Raw genomic sequence first — 6,448 nt, forward strand, 5'->3', positions numbered from 1 at the left:
ACAGCACTCTAAACCTAACTTGCTGATGTTTCGGCGTTTCTGCCATCGGTTTACCGTCTGATTCGGGATAGACGAGTGTCGGGGCAGCAGCTATGTTTTCCTGCATCGTTCTATTTCCTTATCAACATTTTCCGCGTAGCAGTGAAATCACCTGCGGTGAGGGTGTAGAAATAGACACCGCTCGCGACCGACTCACCTACCTGATTTTTTCCGTCCCAATACGCTGCACGGTTCCGATACTGGTAGATACCCGCGGGTTGATACCCCACTGCTAACGTCCGAACCAAGACACCGCTCGCAGCATAGATATGGATCGTGACGTGCGCGGGTTCCGAGAGTTGATATGGGATCCACGTCTCCGGATTGAATGGATTCGGATAGTTGTGAAGTAAAGCCGTCTCCTGTGGAATGAACAGTGCTAAAAGTCGCTCAAGGTTTGTGATCCCGCGTTGAAAGGCGATCGATCCATCATCGGCTGCACGCAGCACATCAAGTGCCTGCACAACCATTTCCGGGGTGCTACCAGTCGGTATTGCAACGCTCAAAGGCGCAGCGGGTGCGTTTCTCTCACCGAGGTGTGCAGCGACAATAGCGAGGTCTTTCCCATCGACGATGCCGTCTCCGTTCACATCAACCCGTGGATTGGCGGGGTTAGTTTGTCCGAGAGCGACATTGACCAAAGCGACATCTACCGCATTCGTGATGCCATCTTCATTGACATCCCAGGCGGGTGTTGTCGTTTCCTGTCCGCCGACGATAACGGTCATCTCAATAGGTGTAGCAGGGATTGATTTGCCCGTATTAGAACCTGCTCGGAAGTTGCGGAACAGTATGCGTGTCTGTCCGTCTGCGTGTGCCGTGAACCGGACGGAGAGGAGTGTGCCGTCGCCACTCGCGCCGCCTTGGGAGGTTCGCGCGGCACTGATGCCGGCAATTTTGCCCTGCTTATTGTGAATCGTGCCTTTCCGGAAAAAGGTGCGTCCGTTCTTCTGTTTCAGGAAATTGCCCTCGGTTACGGCATTTGCTTTCAGGACCGCTGGGTCGAAGACAATATCCCCCTGCCATCCCGCTAAATCGGTCATATCCTCTGCGTTGAGGCGGAGCGTGAAGGTATCCCCTTTCTCGACCTGTGTCGCCTGTGTAGAGAAAGAGAATCTGGGGCCGGGGGGTAACACGGTATACTCGGTATTGGGCGCGAACCCAAAATGGCCAGCCCACCCGCCGATCCAATCATGAACAGCAACTAACAACACATTTTTTCCCTGTTTAAGCGTAACCGGGAAAGAATGCTCATAATCATGTGCATGCCCCTCACCGAGTTTCTCCTTAACTAATTCTCCATTGAGCCAAACTTTGTGATCATCATCGCTGCCAGCAAACATTTTGGTGTTCTGCTCACGCGGTGAATTCAGGATTAGAGAACCGTAAATCACATACTGAAGGTTCCTGTCTTTTGATACACCGAGACCTTTCAATAGGTGGTTGATGTTATCCCCATCTGGGGAGACTTTATGGGATGTCCAGACGCTATCCCCAACGGATTCCCCGGCTGCTGCGCCATTGGTAGCAATCTCCCGCTCCGTTACATCACCACCACTTGCCCGTGCAAGCAAGTCCCTATTTCGGAAACTCTCAAATTGTGCTCCCGGCATCAGCAGCCACAACCAAGGCCCTGTTATTTTTGGTCCGCCTTGTAGGTGAGTATCCGGGTTATTCGTCGACCTGATATATATCTTCTCTGTTAACCCTTCCAAAGGCGAAAAGTCGGATATCGCGTTGTTACTGAGGTTTAAATGTTTCAATTTGTTTAATCCAGCAAGAGGTGATACATTCACGATAACATTGTTACTCAGATTTAGATAAGTTAAATTTTTTAAATTTGCCAAGGGCGATACATCTTTTATCAAGTTATCGTGAAGCGTCAATTCTTGCAATTGTGTGAGCTCTGAGAGTCCAGAGATATCCCAGATACCGGTATGGTTAATTTCCAAGCGTCTGAGTGTTTTCAACCCCTTCAGCGATGGCAGTTTCGATATAGAGGCGTTGCCACTGAATTCTATCCATCGGAGTCTGGGGAGCTTCGCTAAGGGAGAGAAGTCTGAGATAGTCGTATTCCAAGCACTTACGCCTTCCAAACTCAGTAATCCAGCAAGAGGCGACACATCAGAAATAGGATTTCCCGCAATTCCGATCCCGTTCAACCTTTTTAACCCCGCCAACGGTGATAAATCTGTGATCTGGTTCTCCTCAAGGCCGAGCCAATCGACGCTAATTAAATCCTTGAGCGGTGAAATATCCGTGATTCTGTTGCCACGCAGTTTAATGTTATTCAGATGCCTCAAGCCCGCCAACGGGGAGAGATCGGATATCGCATTGTGGCGCAACTCTATCCGTTCCAATTTTACAGCATACTCAAGTCCCGTCAAGTCTGTTATCCCTCTCTCATCGGCAACCAACTCCGTCAATCTCGCGATGTCCTCCGTTTTCAGCAAAGCACCAGAGGGTTTTCCCAAGGTCTCCGCAATCGCCGCACGTAGATTCACATCCGGAACAAGGTTACTCGGATCCCGAACAATCCGCTGACGCTCAACAACCGGTGTCGAGGTTAGGCTCGACTCCGGCTCCGGCACCGGACAATCCTCACCATACAGACACGAAACGATCTCATCAAAACTCTCTGTCCACGCATCCCGTTTCACATTCCCGCCACTCAGTAAACCCGCTAAACCGAGTGCCTGTAAGCCCGAGTTCTCACCAATCGCTTTCACGAACACAGATTCCTGGAGCCCTAAAGACGCTGCCGCATCAGATGCATCCAACGCCAACTGAAACTTCTCATGAAAACGATGCACGGGTTCAATACCCCCAAATATACCCCCCGTCGCCTCTAACGCTTCCCTGTAGCGCGCCGTATCCTGGTCTATGAACCGATCCATCTCCGCTTTTTCTACATACAGACGCAAGACCTGATCCTTCGTCGCACTCGCAGGCAACTTCGCATACGTCCCTCGCACCACATCCTCAAACGTCTTCATCCCCTCCGTATGGCAACCGATACACGACAAACCGTTGCGAACCGCAGGATCGCTCGCCGCGGGGTTCGATACGATGTCTGTTGGGGCAACATCTATACGATTCCCGGTTGCGTCCGAGACATAATACGCCTGAAGACCATTCGGAAGATTGAAGATAACCTCACCCCCATCTCTGTCAAAAGACAACGGGTTCTGTAAGATGTTCTTCTGACCGACACTGCTCGCAAAGTCGTGGCTCTTCCAATACGCACCATTTCGGAAGGAGTGCCGCTCCACAACGCGATTGTGTGCGGAAACCCCCGAATCATTCGTCCCCGCACGCATCACACGCAACCCCGGAGCCCGTCGAAGGTTCCCAGCGACATCTATACCCAACTCGCGTTCCAACGCCGACTCGGTTTCAGGCAACGCGAGAATGTCATGATATAAGGGGGGTAGGGACGCAGTCGCAAGAAACCAGTCCACATGCACGAACGGCACCTCACAGACCATCGCTTCACGGAGTGCGGTCAGCTTCCTATGCAGCACCGGACGCGTCGTCGCATCAAACTCAATCACATACGGATACGCCGTCTCAATCTGCGTCCAAGCATCCCGGGTATCCCACTCGTAATCCCGCAAGTCGATGTAGAAGATCGTCCCTTGGGCATCGATCGGTACCGGCTTGACGACGGTAAACCCCCACGACAAACTATTCACGAGTTTTGAAAGCGCAATCGCAGCAGCCCGGAGCACCTCGGGGCCCTCTCCAGCATTATACAGATGTGTCGTCGTAAAATAACGGGCAGAGGGACGGTCAAAAGTAGATAGCGTTTGGAGATGGTTCTGAATCGTCGTGAGCATCTTATCCGTGCTAATGAAGTTCACATCGTGGACGACGTCCCAACTCGGCGCACCGGCTTGAATCCAGGCACCGATCTTCTGAATCGCGGCGGCGGAGAGGGGTGGTTGTCCGAGTGGCATCCGTTTTGCCTCATCTCCATCCAAGAGACGTTTAAAGAGTTCAGATTGAATCGGTACCCCTGGAACGACAGCACCGCTCTCAACCAATTGTGCTGCGGATTCAATGACGAGTTGTTCGGTATAGGGACCATTCGGACCATGGCACGAGAGGCATTTCTGTTCAAGAATGAGATACGCCTCTTGGGCAACGTTCTGTTGGGCATCCGCTGTCCCAAATGCTAATGTGATGCCTACTGTGATGAATGTTAAGAGAATGCGGCAGAAGTCTCTAATAGGGTTCACTCTTTTCTCCTTATTCGACAGTTTGTAGATGTTTAAGTGCTTCGCGGGCTTTAGCAAGTTCAGCTTCTAACTGTTGACGTGCGCGGGCTTCTTGTGTTGCGCGAGTCTCCGCTTGTGTTGCGCGAGTCTCCGCTTGTGTTGCGCGAGTCTCCGCCGCATCCACGCGTTCTTGAGACGGGCGTAACCACACTGAGGTAGCAGGGTTATACAACCGCAGCAGTCCCTCATACTCACCGAGCTCCAAACCCAACACTCCAGAAGAGAGACGTTCATCCACAAAGGGTATTTCTTGATACGCTTCACCCACAAGCCGAAAGCCGATCAAAAACGGATCACTCTCGTGATAGGGATCATAGATGTAATACTCCTTCACATGAAGAATTGTGGCGTAAATCTCCTTTTTTATCGTAAGGTCGTTTTCAAAGGTGCTCGGACTCGCCACCTCTAACACAAAATCAAGGGTCGGCGGCTGTTCCCAGGTTTTATAGGTTCGGAGCTCTTTTTGAGCGACCCCATGAACCATGAACACGTCCGGGGAGATGTTCTTCCGCGGATCCCCCTCTTCGTAATACAGGAACATGTTTCCAGCGATAAACACATTCGGAATCTCACGGAAGTGGCTTCGGAGGGTATCCATGCAATCTATCATCACCTGTTGATGTTTCGGCGTTTCTGCCATCGGTTCTCCGTCTGATTCGGGATAGACCAGTGTCGGGGCAGATCCTATTTTGGGTTGCATCGTGCTATCTCCTTATAGATTGTGGGTTAAAGAACGGGCGAGGGGATTTCGTCTTTAAATAGACGAAATCCATAGCACCAGAACGGATGCGCGTGTGGCATCCGAGGACAACGTGTGGACTTGCGGGACAATGTATTACATTCCTCGCCCCTACGCGCCTATTTCACGATGAGCATCTTCCGAGTAGCCGTAAAATCACCAGCCGTGAACGTATAAAAATAGAAACCACTCGCAACCGACTCACCCACTGCGTTTTTCCCATCCCAATACGCCGCACGATTCCGTTCGTGATAAAGTCCTGCTAACTGATGTCCTAAATCTAACGTCCGAATTAAGGTTCCATTCACGGCGTAGATACGCACCATGACTTCTGCAGCTTCGGACAAATGGTAAGGTATCCATGTCTCTGGATTGAATGGATTCGGATAGTTCGCAAGCAATACGGTGCTTTCGGGGGTCAATGCTGTTAAAAGCTGCCGGAGATTGGCAATGCCCTGCTGGAAGGCGAGCGAGCCGTCGTTTTCAAGTTGTGCTTGTGCTATCCAGGTCCGTATTCGCGCGGGGTCTAATTTCAGATTGCTCATAGCAAGGGAAGAAGGAGCAGCCGAAACACCGCTGAGTTCGCCGAGGTGTTGCGCGACGAGGACGAGGTCTGCGATGTTCCGTTTCCCATCGCGGTTTACGTCGGTTCGGGCATTGGCGGCCCTCGCTTTTCCGAAGTCCTGTCCGACTATGATGAGATCCAGGATGTCTGTCATCCCATCTCTATTCACATCATAAGCGGGGACTTTTACAGTAAATTTCTTTCCGATCGGGTTCACGGTGTAGTCGGTATCTTTCGCGAACCCGAAGAAACCGCTGAATCCGCCATGTCCGCGATTGTCAACGGCAACTAACAGGACGTTTGTGCCTTGCTTTAACGTGACAGGGAACGCATCTTGGTAATCACCGGCACCCCGAGCCGTGGGGTTGTAGTGGACGACTTCACCGTTGAGCCAGACTTTAACGCCATCATCGCTGCCGACGAGCATCGTCGTCTCCTGTTTCCGTGGAGAATTCAACGTGACGGAACCGTAAACCACGTGATCATATATCTCGGAGCCTGATCCCCAACCGAGGGCATCCGTCATTTGGTTAAGATTATCGCCACCTATGGGGGAAAGCCTGTGTGCCTTCCATTTGCCGCCGCCGATAGGTTTATCCTCGGTTGTCCCAAAAGTGGCGACTTTCACCTCTGTGGCTGCGCCTTTACTGACTTTTTCCAGCAGGTCTGCGTTAGAAACGCCTGCCCCGGGCACGATTGCCCATAACCAGGGTCCCACGATCTTTGGACCGGCTTCTGGGAACGCCGAGTTAACGAAATCCGAGTGTAAGATAACCCAAGTTGCCAGTTAGTAATGAGTTGTAAATCCATGGGATATCCTTTATA

General features: G+C 51.5%; 3 protein-coding genes. All 3 read right to left on the reverse strand.

Annotated elements, in window-relative coordinates; genetic code table 11:
- Positions 1-110 precede the first annotated feature (110 nt).
- Positions 111-4,280, reverse strand: coding sequence for a T9SS type A sorting domain-containing protein (locus F4X88_08165; GenBank protein MYA56254.1), 4,170 nt, complete (start codon positions 4,278-4,280; stop codon positions 111-113).
- Positions 4,281-4,290: 10 nt separating this feature from the next.
- Positions 4,291-5,019 carry a Uma2 family endonuclease gene (locus F4X88_08170; protein MYA56255.1) on the reverse strand — a complete coding sequence of 243 codons (729 nt, stop codon included), beginning with the start codon at positions 5,017-5,019 and terminating at the stop codon, positions 4,291-4,293.
- A 158-nt stretch (positions 5,020-5,177) separates the two neighbouring features.
- The gene (locus tag F4X88_08175; protein MYA56256.1) at positions 5,178-6,149 is read right to left on the reverse strand and encodes a hypothetical protein; all 972 of its coding nucleotides are present in this window, start codon (positions 6,147-6,149) and stop codon (positions 5,178-5,180) included.
- Between the last annotated feature and the right edge of the window lie 299 nt (positions 6,150-6,448).

This window comes from Candidatus Poribacteria bacterium (assembly GCA_009839745.1).
Taxonomy (GTDB): Bacteria; Poribacteria; WGA-4E; order WGA-4E; family WGA-3G; genus WGA-3G.